Raw genomic sequence first — 23745 nt, 5'->3', positions numbered from 1 at the left:
GCGGCGGCGGCTTCGCCGTGGTGGGTGAGTAGTTTGTCTAGTATAGGGGTTATAACGATGGCAAACATGAAGCCACGCGCCGAGTTGGCCCAGTCGGCACCGATGGCCAGCACGCTGGCGATGTCGAAGGCGCTGACGATCTTGCCGCTGGCGCCGAGCTTGATCTTGTCCCGCAGGTTCAGCCCGACCAGGGTGTTGTGCACGAACAGCAGCCCCTCACGCAGGGGCACGCCGATATGGTCGGTGAATTCCACCGGCGCGGCGCCGGTGCCGCCTTCCTTGCCGTCGACGACGATGAAGTCGGGCAGGATGCCGGTCTCGAGCATGGCCTTGGCGATGCCCATGAATTCCCACGGGTGCCCCAGGCAGAACTTGAAACCAACCGGCTTGCCGCCGGACAACTGGCGCAGTTGGGCAATGAACTGCATCAACTCGATAGGCGTCGAGAAGGCGCTGTGACGGGACGGTGAAATGCAGTCTTCACCCATCAGAATGCCGCGGGTTTCGGCAATTTCGGCGGTGACCTTGTGCTTGGGCAGGATCCCGCCATGGCCCGGCTTGGCGCCTTGGCTCATCTTGATCTCGATCATCCGCACCTGCGGATTGCGCGCCTGCTCGGCAAAGCGCTCGGGGTCGAAACGGCCATCGGCGGTGCGGCAACCGAAGTAGCCACTGCCCAGCTCCCAGGTCAGGTCGCCGCCGTGTTCGCGGTGATACGGGCTGATGCTGCCCTCGCCGGTGTCATGGGCAAAGTTGCCCAGCTTGGCGCCCTGGTTGAGTGCGCGAATCGCGTTGGCGCTAAGCGAGCCAAAGCTCATCGCCGAGATGTTGAAGATCGATGCCGAGTACGGCTGGGTGCACTGCGGGCCGCCGATGATGATCCGAAAGCTCGCAGGGTCCGCCAGCGGCGCCGGGCGCATCGAATGGCCGATGAACTCGAAGCCCGACTGGTAAACGTCGATCAGGGTGCCGAAGGGTTTGTCCGAAGCCTCGTTCTTGGCCCGCGCATAAACCAGCGAGCGCTGCGCGCGGGAGAACGGCAGGGCGTCGCTGTCGGATTCCAGCAGGTACTGGCGGATTTCCGGGCGAATGGCCTCGACCAGGTAGCGAATATTGCCCAGGATCGGGTAGTTGCGGCGCACCGCGTGGCGCTTTTGCAGCAGGTCGAACACGCCGATCAGGCTCAGTACGGCGCTGGTCAGGGTGAGCGGCCAGAGCCATTCATGATGGATGAACGGCAGGCTGGCGAGGGTGAAGAGGACGCATGCGGCGAAAAATGCATAGCGGCTGAGAAGTGACAGGCTCATACGAAATCCTTGCGATGGCTCGGTCAGGCTCAGGGCCTGGGGCAAACCACGACCATAGCGCTAACGCCCGGCACATGGCCAGCGCAGTCAGCCGCGCAGCAGCTTTTGCCGCCAGCCATCCTGCTCCTCGGCAGCTGCCTCGAGCAGAACCACATAGCGCCCGCCGACCTGCGTTGCCACGGGCACACCGTCCTTGTACAGCAGCCGATTACCGGCCACTGCCGGCAGTTTTCCGCCTGGCAGCAGGGTGCCAAGCAGATTCAGTGGATCGCTGCCGCTGATCAGCACCAGCTCGCCATCCAGCGGCCTGCGCCTGACCTGGCGCAGCAGCCCGACTGCGTCCGGCAGGGCAAATTGTTCGCCGGCCAGCCCGGCAATAAACCGCCCGCCGCGGATTTCGCCGCGGGCCTCCAGGCGCTGGTAGCAGCGCAGTAGCTCACGCCAGCTTGGCAGCGCGTCCGATTCACGCGTCAGCAGACGCCAGCAGATCACCCCGTAGCGGCGCAGCAGCGCCCGCGCAATGTATTCGAGGCGCAGGTCGTGATCGGGTTCGTCGCTGGTGCGCCGGAGCAGTGCCCAGCGCCCGGCATGGGCCATGTCGCTGAACAACGCTGGCCGACCACGCCGGCTGATACGCGGTTTGCGCTTGGCAGCGGGGGTGATCAGGCAGCGCAAGCCGATGAAACTGTCGGCGCCGACCAGGCCGGCCCCGACCAATTCCTGCAATGCGGTTTCCAGCTCGCTGGGCAGCAGATGCGCCTCCTGTGAGAGCTCCTCGAAAAACAACGCCCCTTGCGCCTGCAGTGCGGCATGCACACGCTGCGCCCGCGGCCCGAGGCTGGCGACCTCAGGTGTGCTGGTCAGGCTGCGCCATAGACTCAGATGCTCGCGTGGCAACAGTGCCAGTGGCGTACTCGCCAAGGTGCTGCTGGCCGCAGTCGGCGCTAGCCTGCTCCAGGCCCATTGGCCGCTGCGGCAGGCATCATCCAGCCATTGCGGGCTGTAATCGCTGATGCGCGCCGGCAGCAGGTCGGCCTCCCAGGCACCGGCGCCGCCGGGGAACCCTTGCAGTTGGCCGAGTATTTCGCCGAGCGCCTCGCGGCCGCGCATACGCTGATCCTGCGCCAGGTGTTGCCAGTCGAACAGGAAGCGCATGTAGTCCTGCAGGCTGACCGGTTCGATCTCCCGGCGCAGCCGCTTGACCGTGTAGCGATGGATGCGCGCCAGTAGATGCCGCTCACACCACTGCAGTGCCTGCGCGCCTGGGCTGAAATAGCCGCGCAACAGCACACCTTGTTGTTCAAGGGCGGCCAGGGCCTGCTCGATCTGCGCCGGCGGCAGGCCCAGTGATGCGGCTATCTGCTCACGGCTTTGCGGGCCGCATCCGCTCAGGCGAGAGCGCAGCAGCTCGCCTAGGGCGCTGTCGGCATCGACCGGTGTATCGAAGCCCGGTAACAAGGTCACGGCCGGCTCGAACAGTGCCTGCGGGTATAGCGCGTTGAACAGGTTCAAGCGCTCACGGGCCACCCACAGCGGCTGCTCGGGGCCGTCCAGACGGCTGCTGCGACCGCTCTTGGCCAGCCGCTGCAGCAGCGCCAGCCAGCCCGGATTGGCCGCTGCCTCGGCCTGGCTGATGCAACCCAGGCTCATCAGCGCCTCGTGCATCTCGTCGCTGTTGCTCGGTTGCGGCCATGCTTCCTGGGCCACCGCGGTGATGGCGTCGGCATCCAGCGCGCCGAGATCATCGGCGCTGTCGACCTCGCTCCAGCGCCGGTTGAGCACCGCCTGGGTACGCCGCTCTTCCAGCGGTGCATCGTCCAGAAACGCATAGGGCCGGGCATTGAGAATGGCCGCTGCCAGCGGCGAAGGTGCCGGCAGGTCGCGGCTGATCAGGCGTAACTGGCTGCCTTCCATGCGTTTGAGCAGGGCCAGCCAGGCGTCGCTGTCCAAGGCTTCGTGCAGGCAGTCGTGCAAGGTCTGGGCAACCAGCGGATGCTCAGGAATCTGCCGCTCGCCGGCGATGTTTTCCAGGCAGGCCAGTTGGTCGGGGAATACTGCTGCGACCAGGTCTTCGCTCTTCATACGCTGGATTTGCGGGGCCACCTTGCGCCCGCCGACAAAGCGCGGCAGGGCCAGCGCGACCGAGGCAATCCAGCGCCAGCGCACGCCAAACAGGGGCGCGTCGAGCACCGCCTGGATCAGGATCGCCTCGGCGCTGTTGCTCGAGAGATAGCGCCACACTTCATCCAGCTCGAAGCTGTGGCCAGCAGACAGCGACAGCACGATCGCGTCTTCACTGGCCGCCGCCTGTAGCTCGAAGTTGAAAGTGCGGCAAAAGCGCTTGCGCAGGGCCAGCCCCCAGGCGCGATTGATGCGGCTGCCGTAGGGCGAGTGGATGATCAGCTGAGTACCGCCGGACTCATCGAAAAAACGCTCCATGATCAGCGTCTGCTGGGACGGTAAAGCGCCCAGCACCTGCCAGGTGCGCCCCAGGTAATCGATCAGTTGGCTGACGCAGGCGTCATCTAGCTGGTACGTAGTTGCCAGCCACTGACTGACCGGTTCAAACGCACCCTGGCTGGCTTGCAACTGCTGATCGAGTTGGCTTTGCAGGCGTGCAACTGCCGCCGACAGTTCATTGCTGCGCCCGGGCGCCTCACCAAGCCAGAACGGGATGGTCGGCGGGAGCCCGCGCGCATCCTCTACTCGCACCTTGCCGGCCTCGACCCGCAGGATGCGGTAGGAGGCATTGCCGAGCTGGAAGATATCGCCGGTGATGCTCTCGACTGCGAAGTCTTCGTTGACGCTGCCGATGTTCAGCGCCTGGGGCTCGAGCAGCACGCTGTAGTCGGCGTTCTCGGGGATGGTGCCGCCACTGGTCAAGGCCGTCAGCTGGCTGCCGCGGCGGCCGCGCAACATGCCGCTGACCGCATCACGGTGAACATACGCACCGCGCACGCCGAGGCGGCCGTTGTAGCCCTCGGCAAGCAAGCGCAGCAGCGCCTGGTAGTGTTCATACTCGAGCGCGGCAAAGGGAGTGGCCTTGCGTAGACAGTCGAACAGAGCCTGCTCCGACCATGGCTGGTTGCTGACTTCGGCCACGATCTGCTGAGCCAGCACATCCAACGGTGCCTTGGGTATGTGCAACTCATCCAGTTCGCCGCGGCGCACGCATTCCAGCAGCGCCACGCATTCGATCAAGTCGTCGCGCGAGGTGGCGAACAGGCGCCCCTTGGGCGTGCCGTCGACCTGGTGGCCAGAGCGGCCAACGCGCTGGATGAACGCCGCGATCGAACCCGGCGACGCGATCTGGCAGACCAGCTCGACCTCGCCGATATCGATGCCCAGTTCCAGCGATGCGGTGGCGACCAACACCTGCAGCTCGCCAGCCTTCAGGCGCTGCTCGGCCAGCAGGCGGTGCTCCTTGGCCAGGCTGCCGTGGTGCGCGGCAACCACCTGCTGGCCAAGCCGCTCGCCAAGGTGGCGAGTCAGGCGCTCGGCCAGTCGGCGCGTATTGACGAACACCAGAGTCGTGCGGTGGGCGCGGGCCAGCTCGGCCAGGCGGTCGTAGACCAGGTTCCAGGCATCACTGGACATCACCGCGCCGAGCGGCACCGGCGGCATCTCTATGGCCAGGTCGCGCTGGCGCGCGTGGCCGACATCGACGATGGCGCAGGGCCGCTGCTGGCCGACCAGAAACTGCGCCACGCGTTCGACCGGGCGCTGTGTAGCTGATAAGCCGATGCGGCGTAATGGCTTGCCGGTCAGGGCTTGCAGGCGCTCCAGCGTCAGCGCCAGATGGCAGCCGCGCTTGTTGCCGGCCACGGCGTGGATCTCGTCGACGATGACCGTGTGCACGCTGTCCAGACCTGCGCGCCCGGACGCCGAGCCGAGCAGCACATAAAGCGATTCAGGCGTGGTCACCAGAATATGCGGCGCGCGCCGGCGCATCGCTGCGCGCTCTTTTTGCGGGGTGTCGCCGGTGCGTACCGCGGTGGTGATCTGCGGCGCCTGTAGCCCCTGCGCCTGAATCACCTGGCTGATGCCTTCGAGCGGCGCCTGCAGATTCAGGCGGATGTCGTTGGACAGTGCCTTGAGTGGCGACACGTAGATGACCTGAGTCTGCTCAGCCAATTGACCGTCATTGGCCAGACCCTCGCGGAACAGCTCGTCGAGTACCGCCAAAAAGGCGCTGAGGGTCTTGCCCGAGCCGGTCGGCGCTGTCAGCAGTACCGATTGGCCGGCATGAATCAGCGGCCAGGCGCGGGCCTGGGCGTCGGTAACCGTGGCGAAGCGCTGGCGGAACCAGCTGCTGACGGCGGGATGAAACAGCGCGAGGGCAGGGTGCTGCGAGGTAGGCAGGTTCATGTTCTGGTTATGGCGCTCGAACGCGCACTTGGCAAGGGGCCGTTCGTCTAGCGGCGTTTGCTTGATACGCGGGGAGGTTGGATCGGCTATCCTCGCCGGCTTAATCCTGCCCCGAGTTATCCATGCCGAACATCATCCGCATCGCCGCCGCTCTGCTCATCGACCCGCAAGGGCGCACGCTGCTGGTGCGCAAGCGCGGCACTCAGGCGTTCATGCAGCCAGGCGGCAAGATCGATGCAGGGGAGACGCCGCTGGCAGCATTGGGCCGTGAGCTGGAAGAAGAGCTCGGCCTGCGCATCGATGTCGCTGCGGCCGAGTACCTGGGCCAGTTCAGCGCGCCGGCGGCGAACGAACCGGGCTTCGAGGTTCAGTGCGAGCTGTTTCGCGTCGACTGTGCCACCACCGTAGCGCCCGCAGCGGAGATCGAAGAAGTGCTGTGGATGACCGCCGAGCAACCGTCGGCACCACTGCTGGCGCCGCTGACCCGCGACCTGATTCTGCCGCTGTACCGCCGGTTGCTCAACGCACCGCGCTGACCCCATCAAGGGTGGCGAACGAGGTGTCCTTGGCGGTTAGCAGGAAGTCACGCATGTACGGCGCATCGAGCATGTCGGTGCGCACCCCGGCGTAGAGCGTGGCAAACAGTCCCTTTTCGCCCAAGCGCTTGCCCTTCACATAGCCGCGCGAGCTGTATTCGTGCAGGGCCCAGTGCGGCATGCCGCAGACGCCACGACCGCTGGCCACCAGCTGCATCATCATCACCGTCAGCTCCGAGGTGCGGATGGCGGCGGGCTCGATGTCGGCGGGTTCGAGAAAGCGGGTAAAGATGTCGAGACGGTCACGTTCCACCGGGTAGGTGATCAGGGTCTGGTCGACCAGATCCTGCGGCACGATGTACGGCTTGCTCGCCAGCGCATGCTGGTTGGCTACCGCCAGCATTGCCTCGTAGGTGAACAGCGGCACGTAAGTGATCCCGGCCAGGTCGAGCGGGTCGGAGGTCACCACCAGGTCGAGATCGCCACGGGCCAACGCCGGCAGCGGGGCAAAGGCAAAGCCAGAGGCCAGGTCCAGTTCGACTTCCGGCCAGGCATCGCGGAACTGGTCGATGGTCGGCATCAACCATTGGAAGCAGCTGTGGCATTCGATCGCCATGTGCAGGCGCCCTGCAGTACCACCGGCCAGCCGCGCGATGTCGCGTTCGGCACCGCGCAGCAAGGGCAGGGTGGCGTCCGCCAGTTGCAGCAGGCGCAGGCCAGCGCTGGTAAAGCGAATCGGCTTGGTCTTGCGCGCGAACAGCGGCATGCCCAGGCGCTCTTCAAGTTCCTTGAACTGATGCGAAAGTGCCGACTGGGTCAGGTGCAAGCGCTCGGCGGCCTCGACCAGGCTGTCTGATTCGCGCAGTGCATGAAGGGTTTTCAGGTGACGAATTTCAAGCACGACCAACTCCGGAGCTAAACGCGATAGTGCGTGAGTTTGGCTCATGTTGGCGCGGTTTGTCGATCTGCAGGTGTGGCCCAGGCGGTCTTAATGTTGCCTGAGTGGCCGCCTGGCAGGGTTCATCAAATTGTCACGCAAGTGTGGCAGCGCTTTTCAATCAAGTTGATCAGACTGGCGGACTAATGGGGCTTTGCGTGCTGGTGTTGCTTGATGCGTTTTTTATTGTTTGTGTTGATGCTATGGGGCGCTGCGCCGAGCACCATTGCCATGGCGCGCTGCGATGCCAGTGTGGCACTGCAGCGCGCTGACCTGGGGGCGCTGAGCATGGTCTATCAAAGCGTCGGCGCGCCGTCAGATCCTGCGCTGTTGCTCGTCATGGGGCTGGGCGGTCAACTGATCCACTGGCCCGACGATGTCGTGGAAGCCCTGTGCCGACAGGGCTTTCGGGTGATCCGCTACGATAATCGCGACGTTGGTCTGACCCGCTGGAATACAGCGCCGGCCTCGGCCAACCTGACGTTCGAGGCGCTGCGCTACAAACTTGGTCTGAGCGTATCGGCGCCTTACAGCTTGACCGATATGGCCGAGGATGGCGTGCAACTGATGGACGCACTGCACATCGAGCAGTTTCATGTACTGGGGGTGAGCATGGGCGGCATGATTGCCCAGCATATGGCCGCCATGCAGCCGCAGCGGGTGCGCAGCCTGACCCTGGTGATGTCCAGCTCCGGCGCCGCCGGCCTACCGCAACCCAGCGCAGCGTTGCTGCAGTTGCTGGCGCGGCGCAGTGCTCCGAGCCGTGCTGTGGCCATTGAGCAGCAGGCTGACATGCTCGCCGCATTGGGCAGCCCGCAGGTGCAGGATGAGCGCCAGGAGCTGATTCAACAGGCGGCGCAGGCCTATGATCGGGCATTCAATCCGCAAGGCGCCAAGCGCCAGATTCTGGCGATTCTGGCTGAGCCGAGCCGAGTCGAGCTGCTCAATCAGCTGCGCGTGCCGACGTTGGTGGTGCACGGTACCGCAGACCCGCTGCTACCGGTGATGCACGGAGTGCACCTGGCGGCGCATATCCAGGGCAGCCAGTTGCGCTTGATTCCGGGGCTTGCGCATCGTTTTCAAGCGCCGTTCAAGGCGCCTCTGCTGGGGGCGGTCTTGCCATACCTGAAAGCCCAGCGTGAGAAACCCTCTCACCTCGCCACACTGTAATAACGGGGAGTGCTCAGTGCAGGCGCACCCATACGGTCACCAGCAAGGTCGCGGCGATCAGCCAGGCCAGCGTGGCCAGCGCCAGCGATGCCTCCAGGCGCATGCGCTCGACCAGCACATACAGCGTCAGCAGATAGACGAAGTAGGGGATGATCGACCACATGCCGAACACGATGGTGGTTTTCAGGTCCTCAATCGAGCGGCCCTTGCCGACAATGTAGTGAGCGATCAGGGCGAAGGTCGGAAACAGCGGCACCAGCCCGGCAATGTAGTAATTGCGGGTCTTTGACAGGATTGCCAGAAGAATCACCACACCCGCGCCGAGTGCCGCTTTCAATATCAGGTCCACAGAATTTTCCCGTAGCGATTGAGGTCAGCCGAGGCCGTATTTTTTCACCTTGTCAAACAGCGTGGTCTTGGCCATGCCCAGCTCCAGGCTGGCCTGGCTCAAGTTGCCGCCGCTGCGTTGCAGCGCATCACTGAGCAGGTTGCGCTCGAATGCCTCCACCGCTTCGGCAAAACCCAGGCCCTGGCTGGCGCCGCCGCTGGCGGTTTTCTTGAATGCCGGCAAGCCAAGCGCATAGCGTTCGGCGACGTTGCGCAGCTCGCGAACGTTGCCTGGCCAGTCGTGGGACATCAACCGCGACAGGGTGTGGCTGTCCAGCTCAGGTGTTTCGCGGTCAAAGCGCAGCGCCGATTGCTGTAGAAAGTGCTCGAACAACTGCAGGATATCCTCACGTCGTTCGCGCAGCGGCGGCAGCTCAAGGGTAACCACATTGAGCCGGTAATACAGGTCGCTGCGGAACTGGCCGCTCTGGCCTAACGCATTCAGATCAGACTTGGTCGCGGCAATCAGGCGGCAATCCACTGCAATGCTCTGGTTCGAGCCCAGCCGCTCCAGGGTCCGCTCCTGCAGCACGCGCAGCAGCTTGATCTGCAGGTTGATCGGCATGCTCTCGACTTCGTCGAGGAACAACGTACCGCCGTTGGCATGCTCGATCTTGCCAATGCGGCGCTTGCCAGCACCGGTGAAGGCATTGGCCTCGTGGCCGAAAATTTCACTTTCGAAGAGGTTCTCCGGCAACCCGCCGCAGTTGAGCGCGACGAACGGTTGCGCCTGGCGCCGGCTGAAGTCGTGCAGGCAGCGGGCGACCAGTTCCTTGCCGGTGCCGGTCTCACCTTCGATCAACACATTGGCCGAGGTATCGGCGACATTGGCGATGAGTTCGCGCAGCTCCTGCATGGCCGGCGAGCGGCCGATGATGCGGCCCTCCAGCGTACTCTGGCTTGCCAACTGGCGGCGCAATGACACCACCTCGCGGGCGAGGCCGCGTTGTTCCAGGGCCCTGCGTACCACTTCGACCAGACGCTCGGGCGAGAACGGTTTCTCCATGAAGTCGTAGGCGCCGTTGCGCATTGCGCCGACAGCCATGTCGATGTCGCCGTGGCCGGTGATCAGCACCACCGGCAGGCCGCGGTCACGGGCCTTGAGCCGGCTCAGCAGCTCCAGGCCATCGATGCCGGGCAGGCGAATGTCGCTGACCACGATGCCGGCGAAGTCGTCGCCGATGCGCTCCAGGGCAAGCTCGGCGCTGCCCACGCCTTCGCAGGCGATGTCTTCCAGAGCCAGCGCCTGCTGGCAGCCGAGCAGTACATGCGGGTCATCTTCGACGATCAGGACGGTCAAGGGTGCTTGGTTCATGGGGACCCTTCGCTCATGGCTGCTGTGGCGGTTGTGTGGGGGCGTTGACCAGCGGCAGGGCGAGGACGAACGCCGTACCGCCGCTGACGGGGTGCTCGACGCTGAGTGAACCTTTGGCGGCAGCTGCGAGGCTTGCCGACAAGGTCAGGCCCAGGCCCAGGCCGTGTTCGCCCGGTTTGGTCGTGAAAAACGGCTCGAACAGGTGCTTGCGCGTATCGTCATCGATACCGTGACCATTGTCGCGCACCAGCAACCGGTATTTGTCGGCCTGGAGTTCACCTTCCAGCCACAGCTGCGGCTGCGGCTGGCTGGCCATGGCGTCCAGCGCGTTGCCGATGAGGTTGACCAGAATCTGCTCGAGGCGGGTCTGATCGATGGCCAGCAACTGATCCTCGTACAGATTGTGCAGCTGCACATGGCTGCCGGCAATCCGGTTGGCCAAGACCTGCAGGCTGGCCTCCACGGCCTGTGCCAGCGAAGCCTGGCCACCGTCATCGGCGCGGCGGGCGAACGAGCGCAGGCTGGCGGTGATCCGCCCCATGCGGTCGATCAGGCCGTTGATGGTCTGCAGGTTGGCACTGGCAGTTTCCAGTGCGCCGCGCTCAAGGAAACGCACGGTATTGCCCGACAGCGTGCGCAGCGCTGCCAGCGGTTGGTTGAGTTCGTGGGCGATGCTGGTCGACATCTGCCCGATGGCCGCCAGCTTGCCGGCCTGGACCAGCTCGTCCTGCGCCTGGCGCAGGGTCTGTTCGGCATGCCGGCGCTCGCGAATCTGGCCCTTGAGGCGTTCGTTGCTGGCGCGCAGGTCCGCCGTGCGCTCGGCAATCTTGCGTTCAAGGTGGCTGTTGGCTTCTTCCAGCGCCTCACGTGCGGCCAGGCGCGTGGCGATGACCTTGCGCCGTTCGTTCCAGGCAATGCCAAGGATGGTCAGCAAGGCGAAGGCCACCGCGACCAGCACGCCCTGGATCATCGACTCGCGGCGCAGGTCCTGCAGTGGCGTGAGCAGGGTGAAGTGCCACGGCGTATCAGCCAGGCGACGGGTCTGCGCCAGGTAGGTGACCTCGTGCAGTTTGCCCTGGGCGGTTTCGCTATTGGCCGGGAAGGTCAGTTTCTCGACGCCATCGGCGAGGGTTTCGCGGGCCAGCGGCTCCAGCTCGTTCAGTGGCCACCAGTAGTATTGCAGGCTGCGCGCCAGGCGTTCTTTAGTCTGCGGACTCAGTGCACGGACTGCCTTGAGCCGCCTCGCGGGGTCGCTGGAAAGGATGATGATGCCGTTTTCATCACTGACAAAAGCCTCGAGGCGGGCACGCTGCCAGCGCTCTTCGAGGGTGTCCAGGCGGACCTTGATCACGGCCACGCCGATGATCTTGCCGTGCTCTTCCAGGCCGTGAGCCAGGTAGTAGCCGGCTTCGCCGGTGGTGCTGCCGATGCCGTAGAAGCGCCCAGGCTCGCCCCGCACCGCGTCCTGGAAATAGGCACGGAAAGACAGGTCTTCACCCAGAAATGAATCAGCGTCGCGCCAGTTGCTGGTCGCCTGGACTCGGCCACTGGTATCGAGGACGAAGATGGCCCGGCTGCGGCTACGACGGTTGAGCCCTTCAAGGTATTCGTTGACGCTCTGCCGCGCACCGCCCTCAGGCTCGCTGAGCAGTTGCGATACGCTGTCTTCCAGCTCAAGCAGGCTCGGCAGATAGGTGTACTTGCTGATTTCACTCTCGACTGTGCGCGCGTGCAGCTCGAGTTGCCGTTCGCCGTTTTCGCTGAGGATACGAATACCGCTGTTGTCACTGAGTACGTAGCCGATCAGGCCCAGGCCGACCATCAGCAGGATGATCAGAGGTGGTAACAGCAGTTGGCGGATCAGACGGGATTTCACGGCAGGCAGGGCAGGGCGCAGGAGCGAGGGGTCGCATTTCATCACAGTGGCCTTGTCACGACCAGCACCCCCAGCCCGGATCGGACCGAACCAGGGGCGCTGCGGCCGGCTTAGTGTTGCAGAATTTTACTGAGGAAGTGCTGAGTGCGCTGGTCGCGGGCGGTCTGATCACCGAAGAATTCGTCTTTGGTGCAGTCTTCGACGATGTTGCCCTTGTCCATGAAGATAACCCGATCGGCCACTTTGCGAGCAAAGCCCATCTCGTGGGTCACGCACATCATGGTCATGCCTTCGTGGGCAAGCTGGACCATTACGTCGAGCACTTCGCTGACCATTTCCGGGTCAAGTGCCGAGGTTGGTTCGTCGAACAGCATGACGATCGGGTCCATCGACAGGGCGCGGGCAATCGCCACACGTTGCTGCTGACCGCCGGAGAGCTGGCCAGGGTGCTTGTGGGCGTGGGCTGACAGGCCAACGCGCTCAAGCAGGGCCAGGCCTTTCTTGGTGGCTTCTTCCTTGCTGCGGCCAAGCACCTTGATCTGCGCGATGGTCAGGTTCTCGGTAATGGTCAGGTGCGGGAACAGCTCGAAGTGCTGGAACACCATGCCGACTCGCGAGCGCAGCTTGGGCAAGTTGGTCTTCGGGTCGGAGATCGAGGTGCCATCGACGACGATGTCACCCTTCTGGAACGGCTCCAGCGCATTGACGCACTTGATCAGGGTCGACTTGCCCGAGCCGGAAGGCCCGCAGACCACGACCACTTCGCCCTTTTTGACATCGGTGGTGCAGTCGGTGAGCACCTGGAAGTCGCCGTACCACTTGTTGACGTTCTTGATGGAAATCATACGGTGATCCTTTTTTGCAGGCGCTTGACCAGCCATGAAGCGGAGAAGCTGATAATGAAGTAGACGAGACCGGCGAAGAGCAGGAATTCATTCGCGCGGCCGACAATGTCGCCACTGGCACGGGCCGAGTTGAGGAAGTCGACCAGGCCCACGGTGTAAACCAGCGAAGTGTCCTGGAACAGGATGATGCTCTGCTGCAGCAGCAGTGGGGTCATCTTGCGAAACGCCTGCGGCAGGATGATCAGGCGCATGGTCTGGCCATAGGTCATGCCCAGCGCCTGGGCAGCGCCCATCTGGCCTTTGGCAATCGACTGCACACCGGCGCGGACGATTTCGCAGAAGTATGCCGCTTCGAACATCATGAAGGCCACGACGCACGAGGTGAACGCACCGATTGGTGTGTCTTCGCCGGTGATCCAGCGCAGCACGAACGGCACTGCCAGGTAGAACCAGGTGATCACCAGCAGCAGCGGGATCGAGCGGAAGTAGTTGACGTAAGCGCCCGCAATATTTGCCATCAGCTTGCTCGATGACAACCGCATCAGGGCCAGCACGGTGCCCAAGGCAATACCGCCGACCACACCCATGACCATCAGTTGCAGGGTCATCAGCATGCCGTTCCACAGGCCCGGCAGCGCGGGGATGATGTCCGAGAAGTCCAGTTCCATCACTTGCCTCCTACGGAAATCAGGCCAGGTACGGCCACTTTCTTCTCGACCATGCGCATCAGCAGCATCAGGCCCATGTTCAGGGTGAAGTAGATCAAGGTGGCCAGGGTGAAGGCCTCAAACAGGTTGGCCGAGAATTCAGCGGTCTGTTTGGTTTGCGCCAACAGCTCCATCAGGCCGATCAATGAGGCGACCGAGGAGTTCTTGAAGACGTTGAGAAATTCAGAGGTAAGCGGCGGAATGATGATCCGGTACGCTTGCGGCAGCAGTACGTTGCGATAGATCTGGGCCAGGCTGAAGCCCATTGCCCGAGCGGCAGATTCCTGCCCGCGTGGCAGTGCCTGGATACCGGTACGCACCTGTTCGCAGACTCGCGCTGCGGTGAACAGGCCAAGGCAGATGATCACACTGATCAATGCCGAGGTAGTCGGGTTGAGGTCTTGCTTGAACCATTCCTGCAAGCCTTCGGGCAACAGGTCAGGGATCAGGAAGTACCAGATGAACAGCTGCACCAGCAGCGGCACGTTGCGGAACAATTCGACGTAGGCGGTAGCGATCCCTGATACCAGCCTGTTCGGTACGGTGCGCATGACGCCGAGCAGCGAGCCCAGCAGCAAGGCAATGATCCAGGCGCAGATGGCAATGGCGATGGTCCAGCCCAGGCCGGTGATGTACCAGTCCAGGTAAGTTTCGCTGCCGACGCCAGTGGACTTGAAGAACACGCCCCAGTCCCAGTTGTAATTCATCGGGATTTCCCCTCGGATCGTTGTTTCACGGGCACCTTCGAACATCCAAGGGCGCGAGCGCCCTCGGATGAAAGGTTAGACACTAACTAGCTGCGGGTCAGGACTTCTTTTCGTCTGCCGCTTTATCGGTAGGATTGGCAATCAGCTCTTTCAGCTCATCGCTCATCGGGAAGTTCAGGTTCAGGCCTTTTGGTGGGACTGGCTGGGTGAACCATTTGTCGTAGATCTTGTTGATCTCGCCCGACTTGTACAGCGCAACGATCGCATCATCGACGGCTTTCTTGAACGGTGCATCACCCTTGCGCACCATGCAGCCGTAGATTTCGTAGGATTGCGGGGTGCCGGTCACGGCCCAGAGGTTTGGATTCTTGGCCTTGGCCATTTCACCGGCGAGCAGCGCGTCATCCATCATGAAGGCGACTGCACGGCCGGATTCGAGCATCTGGAAGGCTTCGCCGTGATCCTTCGCGGAAATCACGTTCATGCCCATCTGCTTGTCGGCGTTCATTGCCTTGAGGATGCGTTCGGAAGTGGTACCCGCGGTGGTCACCACGTTCTTGCCTTTCAGGTCAGCGAAATCCTTATAGGAGGAATCTTTCTTCGACAGCAGACGGGTGCCCACCTCGAAGATGCCTACCGAGAAGTCGACCTGCTGCTGGCGCTCGACGTTGTTGGTGGTCGAGCCACACTCGACATCGACGGTGCCGTTCTGCACCAGCGGGATACGGGTCTGGGAAGTAACCAGGTTGTACCTAGCTTTCAGGTCCGGCTTGTTGAGCTCTTTTTTCAGGTGCTCGACGATGGCCAGTTGAATGTCGTGAGAGTAGCCGACCGGTTTGCCCGAGGCATCGGCAATGTAGGAAAACGGAATGGAACCGTCGCGGTGGCCCAGGGTGATGGTGCCCGAGTCATTGATCTTCTTCAGGGTGCCGGTCAGCTCTGCAGCCATGGCCGGCGAAGCGATAACAGCAGCCGCGATGGCGGCGCCCAGCAATTGACGAACGATACGCATCAAATTTTCCTCGACATGTTTGTTTTTTTTATGGAGCCGTTGGCGGACTCTTCGTTCCACGAATACTGCAAAAGCAGTGCATTCGGCTACCAAGTGTAGAGCATGACTCGTGCCAAGCCCTGTAATTGATCATAACGTCCCGAAAAGCCTGGGTATTAATCTTTTGTGATGCGAGATTTTCCCGAGGCTACCGACGGGTTACCGAATGAGTGAGGCGAGGCTGTTCGGAAATCCGAATGGAGCGGATATTGAGAATCCTGGTGGGATGAGAGCGCAGACTGGAGCAGATCAGTGCACAGGAGCGTGCATACGAGGGGTAAGGGCAACAGGCGTGGATACAGCGGGCAGCCACTTTGAGGAGTGGCTACCCGGCCGCAGGTGCCTGCCGACTCAGGCGGCGTCTGATTGGCCCGAGGTCGGCCTGGCCTGCTGCAGGTAATTCACCAATGCTTGCTGTTCGACGGCGTTGATGAACAGGCCCAACTTGGTGCGCCGCCAGAGGATGTCGTCGGCACTGACGGCCCACTCTTGTGCGCGCAGGTAATCAATTTCGCAGCCGAACAACCCGCCGCCGATCGCCTTGCCGAGATCTTCCGGGCCATGTACGGCTTCGAGCAGGCGCCAGACACGGTCGCCATAGGTCACTGCCCAGCGCCTGGCGATATCTACCGCCAGCCACGGGTGGCGGACTCGGAGCGCGTCGACCAGTGCTTGCACTGTTGTCATGTTCTCGCCGCCCGGCAATGTCGCCGACGCGGTCCAGCTGGAGCCCATCTGGCTAAAGAACGGTTTCAGTTCGGCCATGGCGGATTCGGCCAGCTTGCGGTAGGTGGTGAGCTTGCCACCAAACACCGACAGCAGCGGTGCCTGGCCGTGGTCGGCAGACAGGGCCAGGGTGTAGTCGCGGGTGACCGCTGAAGGGTTGTCGGACTCATCGTTGCACAATGGCCGCACACCGGAATAGGTGTGCAGGATATCGGCGCGGCCGAGCTGCTGTTTGAAATGCTGGTTGACCACATTCAGCAGGTAATCGGTCTCTGCCTCACTGATACTGACCTGGGACGGGTCGCCGCTCCACTCCCGGTCAGTTGTGCCGATCAGGGTGAAGCGCTCCAGATACGGAATTGCAAAGACGATGCGCTGGTCTTCGTTCTGCAGAATGTAGGCATGCTCGCCTTCGTACATGCGTGGCACGATGATATGGCTGCCTTGGATCAAGCGGATGCCATACGGCGCATCGAGCTTTAGGTCATCCTTGATAAAGCTGGCGACCCATGGGCCGGCCGCATTGACCAGCGCCCGGGTGTGGATGGTCTGTTGGCTGCCATCGGCATGCTGCAACAGCACCTGCCAGATACCGTCGACGCGTTCGGCCCGCAGGCAACGGGTACGGGTCGCGATCTGCGCGCCATGTTCGCGGGCGGCCATCGCATTGACCACTACCAGGCGCGCATCGTCGACGGCGCAGTCGGCATATTCGAAACCGCGGCTGATCGAAGCCTGCAATGGGCTGTTCGGGCCAAAGCGCAGGCTGCGCGAGGCGCCCAGGCGCTTGCGTTTGCCGAGGTGATCATAGAGGAACAGACCGGCGCGGATCATCCACGCCGGGCGCAGGTGCGGCCGATGGGGCAACACGAAACGCATCGGTTTGACGATATGCGGTGCTTTCGCCAGGAGCACTTCACGCTCGGCCAGTGCTTCGCGGACCAGGCGGAATTCGTAGTGCTCGAGGTAACGCAGGCCGCCGTGGATCAGCTTGCTGCTGGCCGAGGAGGTGTGTTGCGCCAGGTCGTCCTTTTCACAAAGAAACACCTTGAGGCCGCGCCCGGCAGCGTCAGCGGCAATGCCCACACCATTGATACCGCCGCCAATCACGGCAACATCGTAGCAATCGGCAGGGACGGGCTGGGAGGAAACGGGCTGGGACACGGGCAAGGCCTCCTGAGGCTGCTACCATCGAAAATGAACATCGATGTTCGTTTGCGAAAATACTAGCGCAACAAGCAAGCATTCGCCAGCGAGTCTTCATAGAAAACTTCAATAGGCGCGGCGAAATGAACAATAGCGAACATGGCGCGGCGCTCAGTGCGACGCCGCGCGCAGGTCACACCACTTCCAGGCGGACCTTGTTGTCGTTGAGCAGTTGGTTCAAGGCGGGCGAGGGCGGCTGATCGGTCACCAGGCAATCGACCAGATTGATCGAGCCGAGCCGAACCATCGCGTTGCGCCCGTACTTGCTCGAGTCGGCAGCGAGGATGACCTGCCGCGCATTGGCAATGATCGCCTGGGAAACACGCACTTCCTGATAATCGAAATCCAGCAGGCTGCCGTCTTCATCGATGCCGCTGATGCCGACCAGGGCGAAATCGACCTTGAACTGGCTGATGAAGTCGACACTCGCCTGGCCGACCACGCCGCCGTCACGGCGCACCGTGCCGCCAGCGACCAGCACTTCGAAGTCATCCTTGGCACTGAGGATCGACGCGACGTGCAGGTTGTTGGTAATGACCTTGAGGTGATTGTGATTGAGCAGGGCGCGGGCAATCGACTCGGTGGTGGTGCCGATGTTGATGAATACCGAGGCATGGTCCGGGATCTGCCGGGCCACGGCTTCGGCGATGCGCTGTTTCTCGTCGCGCATCTGGTCGGCGCGCATGGCGTAGGCGGTGTTTTCGATGCTCGAGTCATACGCCGCGCCGCCATGGTAGCGCCGCAGCAGGTTGCTCTCGGCAAGCTGGTTGATATCGCGGCGAATGGTTTGCGGGGTAACGACGAACAGCTGGGCCATTTCTTCGATACTGACGTAGCCGCGTTCGCGCACCAGTTCGAGGATTTGTTGTTGGCGCGGGGGCAGATTCATGGGCGGTCCTTGGGGGCTGCCGGACAAATGCTGCAATGATGCCGTAGGAAAGGGATGACAGCCAGTGCGCACAGTACAAACAAGTCGGTCGCCATGTGCTGAACATGGCGACCGCAGCGGGCAGGGCCTGAAACGCTACAGTTTCAATCAGGCCTCATGATCTTCCCAGTCACGGGTACGCTCGACCGCTTTCTGCCAGCCGGCATAGAGCTTCTCTTTCTGCGCTTCATCCAGCTGCGGGCTGAACTCGCGCTCGATGATAGCCTTGTCGCGCAGCTCATCCAGGCTGCTCCAGAAGCCGCTGGCCAGTCCGGCCAGGTAGGCAGCGCCGAGGGCGGTGGTTTCGCGCATCTTTGGCCGCTCGACACAGCTGCCGAGGATGTCGGCCTGGAACTGCATGAGGAAGTTGTTGGCCACCGCGCCGCCATCCACGCGCAGTTCGCTCAGGCGCTGGCCGCAGTCATGCTGCATGGCATCGAGGACGTCGCGGGTCTGGTAGGCGATCGACTCCAGTGCGGCGCGGATGATGTGATCGACCTTGACCCCGCGGGTCAGGCCGAACAGTGCGCCGCGTGCGTACGGGTCCCAGTAGGGCGCGCCCAGCCCGGTGAAGGCCGGCACCAGATAGACACCGTTGCTGTCCTTGACCTTGCTGGCGAAGTACTCGGTGTCGAGCGCATCGTTGACGATCTTCAGTTCATCGCGCAGCCACTGCACGGTCGAGCCGCCGTTGAACACTGCGCCTTCCAGCGCGTAGGCGACTTCGCCACGGGGGCCGCAAGCGATGGTGGTGAGCAGGCCGTGGGAGGAGCTGACCGCCTTGTCGCCGGTGTTCATCAGCAGGAAGCAGCCGGTGCCATAGGTGTTCTTGGCCTGGCCTGGCTCGACGCACATCTGGCCGAACAGAGCCGATTGCTGGTCGCCGGCGATACCGGCGATGTCGATGCCGCTCTTGGTCTGGCCATACACCTCGGAGGAGCCGCGCACCTCTGGCAGCATCTGGCGTGGCACACCGAGCAGCTCGAGCATCTTTTCATCCCACTGCAACGTGTGGATGTTGAACATCAAGGTACGCGAGGCGTTGGTGTAGTCGGTGACATGTACCTTGCCGCCGGTGAATTTCCAGATCAGCCAAGTATCGATGGTGCCGAACAGCAATTCACCACGCTCGGCGCGCTCGCGCACCCCTTCGACGTTGTCCAGGATCCACTTCAGCTTGGTCCCGGAGAAGTACGGGTCGGTGACCAGGCCGGTGGTTTCGCGGATGTAGTCTTCATGGCCATCGCGCTTGAGCTGGGCACAGATCTCGGTACTGCGCCGGCACTGCCAGACGATGGCGTTGTACACCGGGCGGCCGCTTTCCTTGTCCCACACCACCGTGGTTTCACGTTGGTTGGTGATGCCGATAGCGGCGACCTGGGCGTGGCTGATGCTGGCCTGGGCCAGGGCCTCGACCATGGTCGCGCTCTGGGTGGCGAAGATTTCCATCGGGTCGTGCTCGACCCAGCCAGCCTGCGGATAATGCTGGACGAACTCACGCTGGGAGGTGCCCACCACGTTTGCGTCACGGTCGAAGATGATCGCTCGCGAACTGGTGGTGCCCTGGTCCAGGGCGATGATGTAGTTCTTGTCCTGGGTGTCTGTCATGTCAGTGGCCTTGCACAAAATAGGGGGAGGCCAGGCGCTGTGCCTGGCTGTCGGCAGCGGCTCTCCGGTCAGGAGGCCCGCGCATCGCTCTGGGAATTATCGTCTGTTTGCCCGAGTGCAACCTGCGCGGTGGGCAAGTTGCGGGCGATCAGGCCACGGTAGGCGGCGGCGCCCAGGCATGCACCCACAATGGGCGCGAATATCGGAATCAGGAAATACGGAATGTCACGTCCGCCAGTGAAGGCGATATCACCCCAGCCTGCCAGGAACGTCATCAGCTTTGGACCAAAATCTCGGGCAGGGTTCATCGCAAAGCCGGTCAGCGGGCCCATGGCGCTGCCAATCACCGCGATCAGCAAGCCGATCAGCAGCGGTGCCATGGCTCCGCGCGGCAGGCCATTGTTGTCGTCGGTCAAGGCCATGATCACTGCCATCAGGATCGCGGTGATGATCATTTCAACCAGAAACGCCTGGCCGATCGACAGCGCCGGGTGCGCATAGGTGGAAAACACCGACGCCAGCTCCAGGCTGGCCTGGCTGCCGCGGACCATGGCGTGGGATTGTTCGTAATCGAAGAACAGCGTGCTGTACAGGCTGTACACCAGCGCGGCGGCACAGAAGGCGCCAGCTACCTGGGCGAGGATGTAGAACGGCAGTTTGCGCTTTTCGAAACCGGCGAACAGGCTCAGGGCGATGCTCACTGCCGGGTTCAGATGGGCGCCGGATACACCGGCAGTGAGGTAGATCGCCATGCTCACGCCGACCCCCCAGATAATGCTGATTTCCCACAGGCCGAAGCTGGCGCCCGCGACCTTGAGCGCGGCGACGCAACCGGTGCCGAAAAATATCAGTAGCGCAGTGCCGAAAAACTCGGCCATGCATTGGCCCCGAAGGGTGGGTTCGCGTAGTGCAGTCGTCATGTATGACCTCGGTTCTTGTTGTTGTGAGGCGCTGAGCGCTCGACAGCAAGGCCCAGAGTCGATCCCCATTGACCCTGGGCGGATAAGCGAAAGCGCACTTTAAGAGTGCACCATTTATTCAGAAACGAAAAAATATAGGCAAGAAACGCTCATGTCAAAGGTCGAAAGTGAACGATCAGCCACAATTTGACCCGCAGCGAGGTCGCTGACTATTCCGACAGCATCTGGCGATTTGCCGACCAGCTGGCTGGCTCGCGGCTTTTCCCCTAAAGTAGCCGCCGAACTTCTCTGCTCGGAGCCCCGCATGACCCCCGCTCTCGACCTGCTGAAAAAAGCCCGCGCTGAACACCGCGTGCACAGTTACGAACATGATCCGAAGTCGGCCTCGTATGGCCTGGAAGCCGCTGAAAAGCTCGGCATCGATCCTGTGCAGGTGTTCAAGACGCTGCTCGCCAGCAGTGAAAAGGGCGAGTTGTTGGTGGCCGTAGTGCCGGTGGTGGGCACGCTCGACCTGAAGGCTCTGGCCCACGCGGCGGGGGTCAAGAAGTGTGAAATGGCTGACCCCGCAGCGGCGCAGCGGGCCACGGGGTATCTGGTCGGCGGGATCAGCCCACTGGGGCAAAAGAAGCGCCTGCGCACCTTTATCGATCAATCAGCGCAGCAGTTCGCAACCATTCACGTAAGTGCTGGCCGGCGCGGACTTGAGGTCGAATTGGCTGCTGCGGTATTGGCCGAGCATACCCAAGGGAAATTTGCCGAGATCGGCCGGGGCTGAGAAGCCGGGTGATGCTGCCGTCACCCGTTATCGTGTCCCAAGCCGTGTCTCAGTTCGCCGAGCTGTAACGGCGAACGCCGTTTTCCTGACGAGCGTGCTGGGTGGCGACGCTGCCCGGCACCGGGAACAGCACGAGGTGATCGGCCTTCACTGCAATGCCGACGTCCTGGCCGACCTGATGATCGATGTGGCTGGCGAAAATCGCTTCCAGCTGGCTGCCGGTCGCCAACTGCAGGCGATACAAGGTTGAGGCACCGAGGAAGCTCTTGCCAACCACGCTGGCGCGCAGGGGGCTGTCTGGCGCATGGACGATGTCGTCCGGGCGCAGCAACACGTCAACCGAACTGCCAACGGCCATGGTGTAGGCGCGATTGCCACGCAGCTCGCCGAGCTCGGTGGTCACCGCTTCATGGCTGCTCATCTGCCCACGAATGAAATAGCCCTGACCGATGAAGCTGGCCACAAACGGCGTCTGCGGTTCGTGATACAGGTTGTAGGGGGTATCCCACTGCTCCAGCCGACCTTCCTTGAACACGCCGACATGATCGCTGACGGCAAACGCCTCTTCCTGATCATGCGTGACCAGAATGGCGCTGGTGCCACGGCTTTTGAGGATGTCGCGCACCTCATGGCTGAGGCGCCTGCGCAGTTCCACGTCAAGGTTGGAGAACGGCTCGTCGAGCAACAGCAGTTGCGGCTCCGGCGCCAGTGCTCGGGCCAGGGCAACGCGCTGTTGCTGGCCGCCGGACAGCTCGTGCGGGTAACGCCCACCGAGCCCGACGAGCTTGACCAGCTCGAGCATCTCTTCAACCACAGCTGCCTGGCGCGGGTGCTTGCTGATGCCGAAGGCAATGTTTTGCGCGACGGTCAGGTGCGGGAACAGCGCGTAGTCCTGGAACACCATGCCGATCCGGCGCTTCTCTGGTGACAGGGTAAAACCCGCCCGCGAGATGACTTCGCCAGCGAGCTGGATTTCACCGTCGTGTACCGGCTCGAAGCCGGCAATCGCCCGCAGCGTGGTGGTCTTGCCGCAACCCGATGACCCGAGCAGGCAACCGATGTCGCCTGCGTTGAGGTGCAGATTGAGGTTCTGGACGATGCGCTGGTCGCCATAGCCGCAGGCAAGGTTGCGCAGGTTGAGCAATAACGGATGACTCATGCGTGGTGGTAGGCCGGTTCGACAAGAAATTCGAGAAGAGCCTTTTGTGCATGCAGGCGGTTTTCAGCTTGGTCCCAGGCGACCGAACGTGGGTCGTCGAGCAGGTCCAGGCTGATTTCCTCGCCACGGTGGGCGGGCAGGCAGTGCATGAACAAGGCGTCGGGTGCAGCCAGGTCGAGCAGTTCGCGGGTGACCTGATACGGTGCGAAATGCGCCAGGCGCCGTGCAGTTTCCTCTTCCTGGCCCATGGAAGTCCAGACATCGGTGGTAACCAGGTGCGCGCCGGCAATCGCTTGCTTGGGGTCGCGCACGATCTGCACCCGCTCACCGGCAAGGGCGAGGAAGCGTGGATCAGGCTCGTAGCCTTCCGGGCAGGCGATGCGCAGCTGGAAGTCGAACTGCTGGGCGGCTTCGATGTAGGAGTTGCACATGTTGTAGCCGTCGCCGATCCAGGCCACGGTCTTGCCCTGGATCGAGCCACGGTGTTCGAGGAAGGTCTGCATGTCGGCCAGCAGCTGGCACGGGTGCGACTCATCGGACAGGGCGTTGATCACCGGCACCCGCGAGTTGGCCGCAAATTCGGTGAGGATGCTGTGGTGGTGGGTACGGATCATCACCGCATCGAGCATGCGCGACATGACGATGGCGCTGTCGGCGATCGGTTCACCACGGCCCAGCTGAGTGTCGCGCGGCGACAGGAAGATCGCCTGGCCACCAAGCTGGATCATGCCGGCTTCGAACGACAGGCGGGTCCGGGTCGAGGCTTTCTCGAAGATCATCCCCAGCACCCGGTTCTTCAGTGGCTCGAACAGCACGCCGCGGTTACGCAGGTCCTTCAGCTCGATGCCGCGACGGATCACGCCGAGCAATTCGTCAGCAGTGAAATCCATCAGGGAGAGAAAGTGCCTAGCGCTCATGATTGACTACCTTAATTGCAACGGTTCGCAGGCCAGCGTTGGCTTTAATTGACAACGGCAGAGACCTGCGGCGTAAGCCGCACGGAGCGGACGAAATAGGGAAAGGCGCAATACTATAATTAAATGTCGCGTGAAACAAAGGGGGTTCACCGTGCGCCTGTATCAACGGATGTCCTAAGCCTATGGCCCGGCGCCGTTTTTTATTCATTACAGAGGTTTTACACGGCGGGTGAGGGGCTTGGCAAACCTGCTGTCGTTAATCGCCTGCCTGATGGCGCAAGATTCAGCCGGCGAAGTGCG

The 23745-nt window shown here is 62.6% G+C and carries 18 protein-coding genes and 1 pseudogene; 3 read left to right on the top strand and 16 right to left on the bottom strand.

The annotated features are described in order from the left end of the window. Positions 1 to 56: 56 nt before the first annotated feature. A pseudogene (locus ACIOAU_RS16920) lies at positions 57 to 1307 on the bottom strand (FMN-binding glutamate synthase family protein); the annotation flags it as partial. 87 nt (positions 1308 to 1394) lie between these two features. Then, positions 1395 to 5675: a DEAD/DEAH box helicase gene (locus ACIOAU_RS16915; protein WP_401183433.1), complete on the bottom strand. Its 4281-nt coding sequence runs from the start codon at positions 5673 to 5675 to the stop codon at positions 1395 to 1397. A gap of 122 nt (positions 5676 to 5797) precedes the next feature. Between ACIOAU_RS16915 and ACIOAU_RS16910 the strand changes: the two genes are divergently transcribed. Further along, positions 5798 to 6211 (top strand): NUDIX domain-containing protein, encoded by a 414-nt coding sequence (locus ACIOAU_RS16910; RefSeq protein WP_188036567.1) that lies wholly within the window; start codon positions 5798 to 5800, stop codon positions 6209 to 6211. Here ACIOAU_RS16910 and metR read toward each other — a convergent pair. Next, positions 6195 to 7112: a transcriptional regulator MetR gene (gene metR / locus ACIOAU_RS16905; protein ID WP_101321860.1), complete on the bottom strand. Its 918-nt coding sequence runs from the start codon at positions 7110 to 7112 to the stop codon at positions 6195 to 6197. The genes ACIOAU_RS16910 and metR overlap by 17 nt on opposite strands. Before the next feature lie 207 nt (positions 7113 to 7319). Between metR and ACIOAU_RS16900 the strand changes: the two genes are divergently transcribed. Then, positions 7320 to 8318 (top strand): alpha/beta fold hydrolase, encoded by a 999-nt coding sequence (locus ACIOAU_RS16900; protein ID WP_150570569.1) that lies wholly within the window; start codon positions 7320 to 7322, stop codon positions 8316 to 8318. A 13-nt stretch (positions 8319 to 8331) separates the two neighbouring features. Here ACIOAU_RS16900 and ACIOAU_RS16895 read toward each other — a convergent pair whose 3' ends face one another. From ACIOAU_RS16895 to ACIOAU_RS16845, 11 genes are all read right to left on the bottom strand, one after another. After that, positions 8332 to 8658 carry a GlpM family protein gene (locus ACIOAU_RS16895; protein ID WP_178080841.1) on the bottom strand — a complete coding sequence of 109 codons (327 nt, stop codon included), beginning with the start codon at positions 8656 to 8658 and terminating at the stop codon, positions 8332 to 8334. 33 nt (positions 8659 to 8691) lie between these two features. After that, entirely contained in the window at positions 8692 to 10020 is a 1329-nt protein-coding gene (locus tag ACIOAU_RS16890) for a sigma-54 dependent transcriptional regulator (protein WP_101321857.1), read from the bottom strand. 13 nt (positions 10021 to 10033) lie between these two features. Then, the gene (locus ACIOAU_RS16885; protein WP_188036566.1) at positions 10034 to 11938 is read right to left on the bottom strand and encodes an ATP-binding protein; all 1905 of its coding nucleotides are present in this window, start codon (positions 11936 to 11938) and stop codon (positions 10034 to 10036) included. Between the two features lie 68 nt (positions 11939 to 12006). Next, the gene (locus ACIOAU_RS16880; protein ID WP_101321855.1) at positions 12007 to 12741 is read right to left on the bottom strand and encodes an amino acid ABC transporter ATP-binding protein; all 735 of its coding nucleotides are present in this window, start codon (positions 12739 to 12741) and stop codon (positions 12007 to 12009) included. Further along, entirely contained in the window at positions 12738 to 13409 is a 672-nt protein-coding gene (locus tag ACIOAU_RS16875) for an amino acid ABC transporter permease (RefSeq protein ID WP_101321854.1), read from the bottom strand. The genes ACIOAU_RS16880 and ACIOAU_RS16875 overlap by 4 nt, the downstream gene beginning before the upstream one ends. Then, entirely contained in the window at positions 13409 to 14155 is a 747-nt protein-coding gene (locus ACIOAU_RS16870) for an amino acid ABC transporter permease (protein WP_101321853.1), read from the bottom strand. Before ACIOAU_RS16870 ends, ACIOAU_RS16875 begins: the two co-directional genes overlap by 1 nt. Before the next feature lie 97 nt (positions 14156 to 14252). After that, the gene (locus ACIOAU_RS16865) at positions 14253 to 15167 is read right to left on the bottom strand and encodes a glutamate/aspartate ABC transporter substrate-binding protein (protein WP_101321852.1); all 915 of its coding nucleotides are present in this window, start codon (positions 15165 to 15167) and stop codon (positions 14253 to 14255) included. Between the two features lie 390 nt (positions 15168 to 15557). Next, the gene (gene glpD, locus ACIOAU_RS16860) at positions 15558 to 17096 is read right to left on the bottom strand and encodes a glycerol-3-phosphate dehydrogenase (RefSeq protein WP_150570568.1); all 1539 of its coding nucleotides are present in this window, start codon (positions 17094 to 17096) and stop codon (positions 15558 to 15560) included. A gap of 175 nt (positions 17097 to 17271) precedes the next feature. Then, entirely contained in the window at positions 17272 to 18027 is a 756-nt protein-coding gene (gene glpR, locus ACIOAU_RS16855; protein ID WP_101321849.1) for a DNA-binding transcriptional repressor GlpR, read from the bottom strand. A gap of 147 nt (positions 18028 to 18174) precedes the next feature. Further along, positions 18175 to 19674 (bottom strand): glycerol kinase GlpK, encoded by a 1500-nt coding sequence (gene glpK / locus ACIOAU_RS16850; protein WP_401183424.1) that lies wholly within the window; start codon positions 19672 to 19674, stop codon positions 18175 to 18177. A gap of 68 nt (positions 19675 to 19742) precedes the next feature. Further along, on the bottom strand, positions 19743 to 20594 hold the full coding sequence (locus ACIOAU_RS16845) for an MIP/aquaporin family protein (protein ID WP_103438365.1): 852 nt from the start codon (positions 20592 to 20594) through the stop codon (positions 19743 to 19745). 304 nt (positions 20595 to 20898) lie between these two features. Between ACIOAU_RS16845 and ybaK the strand changes: the two genes are divergently transcribed. Next, a complete protein-coding gene (gene ybaK / locus ACIOAU_RS16840) occupies positions 20899 to 21369 on the top strand; it encodes a Cys-tRNA(Pro) deacylase (protein ID WP_101321846.1) in 471 nt (156 codons plus the stop codon). A 49-nt stretch (positions 21370 to 21418) separates the two neighbouring features. Here the strand turns inward: ybaK and ACIOAU_RS16835 are convergent, their stop codons facing one another. Both ACIOAU_RS16835 and argF read right to left on the bottom strand, forming a co-directional pair. Beyond that, the gene (locus ACIOAU_RS16835) at positions 21419 to 22528 is read right to left on the bottom strand and encodes an ABC transporter ATP-binding protein (protein WP_150570567.1); all 1110 of its coding nucleotides are present in this window, start codon (positions 22526 to 22528) and stop codon (positions 21419 to 21421) included. Next, on the bottom strand, positions 22525 to 23445 hold the full coding sequence (gene argF, locus ACIOAU_RS16830) for an ornithine carbamoyltransferase (RefSeq protein ID WP_101321844.1): 921 nt from the start codon (positions 23443 to 23445) through the stop codon (positions 22525 to 22527). The genes ACIOAU_RS16835 and argF overlap by 4 nt, the downstream gene beginning before the upstream one ends. Positions 23446 to 23745: the final 300 nt, after the last annotated feature.

The sequence above is a fragment of the Pseudomonas sp. NPDC088322 genome (assembly GCF_044740745.1).
Taxonomy (GTDB): domain Bacteria; phylum Pseudomonadota; class Gammaproteobacteria; order Pseudomonadales; family Pseudomonadaceae; genus Aquipseudomonas; species Aquipseudomonas shirazensis.
Note: the sequence above shows the minus strand (reverse complement) of the source record. Positions and strands in the feature narration are given on the sequence as shown.

What these genes read in the sequence shown, in the direction of transcription:
- glpK (WP_401183424.1), bottom strand. Translation starts at nt 19,674, where the DNA reads ATGACAGACACCCAGGACAAGAACTACATCATCGCCCTGGACCAGGGC.
- ACIOAU_RS16870 (WP_101321853.1), bottom strand. Translation starts at nt 14,155, where the DNA reads ATGAATTACAACTGGGACTGGGGCGTGTTCTTCAAGTCCACTGGCGTC.
- glpR (WP_101321849.1), bottom strand. Translation starts at nt 18,027, where the DNA reads ATGAATCTGCCCCCGCGCCAACAACAAATCCTCGAACTGGTGCGCGAA.
- ACIOAU_RS16875 (WP_101321854.1), bottom strand. Translation starts at nt 13,409, where the DNA reads ATGGAACTGGACTTCTCGGACATCATCCCCGCGCTGCCGGGCCTGTGG.
- ybaK (WP_101321846.1), top strand. Translation starts at nt 20,899, where the DNA reads ATGACCCCCGCTCTCGACCTGCTGAAAAAAGCCCGCGCTGAACACCGC.
- ACIOAU_RS16865 (WP_101321852.1), bottom strand. Translation starts at nt 15,167, where the DNA reads ATGCGTATCGTTCGTCAATTGCTGGGCGCCGCCATCGCGGCTGCTGTT.
- argF (WP_101321844.1), bottom strand. Translation starts at nt 23,445, where the DNA reads ATGAGCGCTAGGCACTTTCTCTCCCTGATGGATTTCACTGCTGACGAA.
- ACIOAU_RS16880 (WP_101321855.1), bottom strand. Translation starts at nt 12,741, where the DNA reads ATGATTTCCATCAAGAACGTCAACAAGTGGTACGGCGACTTCCAGGTG.
- ACIOAU_RS16835 (WP_150570567.1), bottom strand. Translation starts at nt 22,528, where the DNA reads ATGAGTCATCCGTTATTGCTCAACCTGCGCAACCTTGCCTGCGGCTAT.
- ACIOAU_RS16890 (WP_101321857.1), bottom strand. Translation starts at nt 10,020, where the DNA reads ATGAACCAAGCACCCTTGACCGTCCTGATCGTCGAAGATGACCCGCAT.
- ACIOAU_RS16845 (WP_103438365.1), bottom strand. Translation starts at nt 20,594, where the DNA reads ATGACGACTGCACTACGCGAACCCACCCTTCGGGGCCAATGCATGGCC.
- ACIOAU_RS16910 (WP_188036567.1), top strand. Translation starts at nt 5,798, where the DNA reads ATGCCGAACATCATCCGCATCGCCGCCGCTCTGCTCATCGACCCGCAA.
- ACIOAU_RS16885 (WP_188036566.1), bottom strand. Translation starts at nt 11,938, where the DNA reads ATGAAATGCGACCCCTCGCTCCTGCGCCCTGCCCTGCCTGCCGTGAAA.
- ACIOAU_RS16915 (WP_401183433.1), bottom strand. Translation starts at nt 5,675, where the DNA reads ATGAACCTGCCTACCTCGCAGCACCCTGCCCTCGCGCTGTTTCATCCC.